A 2,682-nucleotide genomic window follows, 5' to 3' on the forward strand; every position below is an offset into this window, starting at 1 on the left:
GACAACGGTCATTCGGGCGGCGCTGGCGGCGGCCGGGGTGGAAAGCTCGTCCGTGCAATACGTGGAACTGCACGGAACCGGCACGCCCGCAGGAGATCCGGTCGAGGCGACGGCTCTCGGCGAAACCTACGGCGTGCGCCGGCCCGAGGCAGCGTGGTTGGCCGTCGGTTCGGTCAAGACCAATATCGGTCATCTCGAAGGCGCTGCGGGGATTGCGGGTCTGATCAAGACCGCATTGTCGCTGCGGCATCGAGAACTGGTGCCCAGCCTGAACTTTCACACACCGAATCCGCGGATCCCGCTCGATGAGCTGGGGTTGCGGGTGCAGACCGCGACGCAGCACTGGTCTGCCGCGTCGCCGAGCGTGGGGCCCGAGGCGACAGCAGAGGGTATCCATGAGGACCGAGCGAGCGTCGCAATCGATACCGTGGCGCTGCGCAGGGCGGGAGTGTCGTCGTTCGGTATGGGTGGCACGAACGCGCATGTGATTGTGGAGGAAGCTCCCGCCCGGGTTGCGGGCGACGCGATGTCACTGTCGCCGATTGCGGCGGCCGATGTCGTCACCGCGACGCGCTTCCCCGGACAAAGACACTCCGGGGCAGGACCGGCCCGGATCATGGGCGCCTCGCGGCCGCTGGCATGGGTGTTGTCTGGACAGAACCGGGAGGCTTTGCGGGGCCAGGCTGTTCGTTTACGGGAGTGGTTGGCCGATCATCCGCAGCAGGATGGCGCCGAGATGGCGTATTCGCTCATGCGTTCGCGTGCGCCGTTGGCGTGGCGTGGTGCGGTGGTCGGGCACGACGTCGACGCGATGCGCGCTGCGCTGGAGGTGCTGGCCGATTCGGCGGCGGAATCGGTGGAGGCCGAGCCCTATGTGGTGACCGGTCACGCCCTGTCTCGTCGGGTGGTGTTCGTGTTTCCGGGGCAGGGCAGCCAGTGGGTGGGGATGGGTGCGGAGTTGTTGGCGTCGGGTGGGGTGTTCGCGGAGTCGATCGCGGAGTGCGAGGCGGCGTTGGCGCCGTTTGTGGATTGGTCGTTGACGGCGGTGTTGCGCGGGGAGCCGGGTGCGGCGTCGCTGGAGCGGGTGGATGTGGTGCAGCCGGTGCTGTTCGCGACGTTGGTGTCGTTGGCGCGGTTGTGGCAGGCCAGTGGGGTCCAGCCGGCGGCAGTGGTGGGACATTCGCAGGGCGAGATCGCGGCGGCGGTGGTGGCCGGCGGATTGTCGTTGGCCGACGGGGCTCGGGTGGTGGCGGTGCGGTCGCGTGCTGTCGCGGAGGTGTTGGCGGGGTCGGGCGGTATGGCGTCGGTCGGTACAGCAGTGGATGCGGTGGCTGATCGGTTGGCGCCGTTCGGTGATCGGTTGTCGGTGGCGGCGGTGAACGGTCCGGGGCAGACCGTGGTCTCGGGTGAGTCGGCGGCGTTGGCGGAATTCCTTGCCGGGTGTGCGGCCGACGGGGTGTGGGCAAGGCAGGTTCCGGTGGATTATGCGTCGCATTCGGCGGCGGTGGAGCGGATTCGGGATCGGGTGCTGGCCGAGTTGGCGCCGATTCGGCCGGAAACGGGTTCGGTGCCGTTCTTTTCGGCGGTGACCGCGGAGTTCGTGGATACGGCGGGTTTGGATGCGGGGTATTGGTATCGGGGTTTGCGGGAGCGGGTGCGCTTCGGTGAGGCGATCGAGTCCTTGATCTGTGCCGGGATGAATGCGTTCGTCGAGGCCAGCCCGCATCCGGTGGTGTCGGCGGCGGTCGAGTTGACCGCGGAGTCGATCGGTAAAGCCGACCACGTGGCTGTCCTCGACACACTGCGGCGTGGTCGGGGTGGTCCGGAACAGTTCGCTGCGGCGTTGGCGCGTGCTTATTGTGTCGGTATCGACGTCACACCGGAGGTGTTGGCTGCGCCGGCGGAGCGGGTGGATTTGCCGACGTATGCGTTCCAGCGGCGGCGGTGCTGGACGCCGGCGGTCGTGGCGGGTGCGGGGTCGGGTGAGGTAAGCCGTGCCGGGTCGATTCCTCCGGGGCATCCGGTGTTGAGTGCCGCGGTGTCGGTGGCTGGGCGGGACGAGTGGTTGTTCACCGGTCGCCTGACGCCAGAGGCCCATCCGTGGCTTGCCGACCATGTGGTCTTCGGATCGGCTGTGGTGCCTGCTGCGGTGTGGGTCGATGCCGCGTTGAGCGTGGGCGCGAGGGTGGGTGCGGAGTCGGTGGCGGAGTTACGGCTGTCTTCGTCGTTTCCGCCGCGGGCTATGGCGTTGAACATTCAGGTGGGTGTTTCCGCGGCGGACCAGCACGGGCGGCGAGCTTTCACGATCCACGCTCGTCCCGACAGCGCGGAGCCCCTCGACGCGCAAGATGACGAGTGGGCCGTCGCGCCGGAGGGTGACACCTCGCAGTGGCGGCAGTATGCGACGGGTGTTCTCGCCCCGCATGCTGCCGACGCGCTGTTGTGGTCGGCTGGGGATTGGCCACCCGCGGCGGCGGAGTTGGTGGCGGCCGAGGAGTTGTACGACCGGTTGGCCGAGCACGGTGTGGGTTATGGTGTGGCGTTTCAGGGAGTCACGGCGGCGTGGCGGCGCGGTCGCGAAGTGTTCGCCGAGGTGTCGCTCGATGAGAGCGTCAGTGATCGGAACGAGCGTTTCGGTGTTCATCCGGCGTTGCTGGATGCGATGCTGCACGTCGGCGCAGA

At 68.2% G+C, this 2,682-nt stretch carries 1 protein-coding gene; it reads left to right on the forward strand.

What is annotated here, in order from left to right:
- The coding region (locus AB4Z47_RS30500) for an acyltransferase domain-containing protein (RefSeq protein WP_441956149.1) at positions 1–2,682 on the forward strand (2,682 nt) is incomplete at both ends.

Source organism: Nocardia sp. 2TAF39 (assembly GCF_052114905.1).
Taxonomy (GTDB): domain Bacteria; phylum Actinomycetota; class Actinomycetes; order Mycobacteriales; family Mycobacteriaceae; genus Nocardia.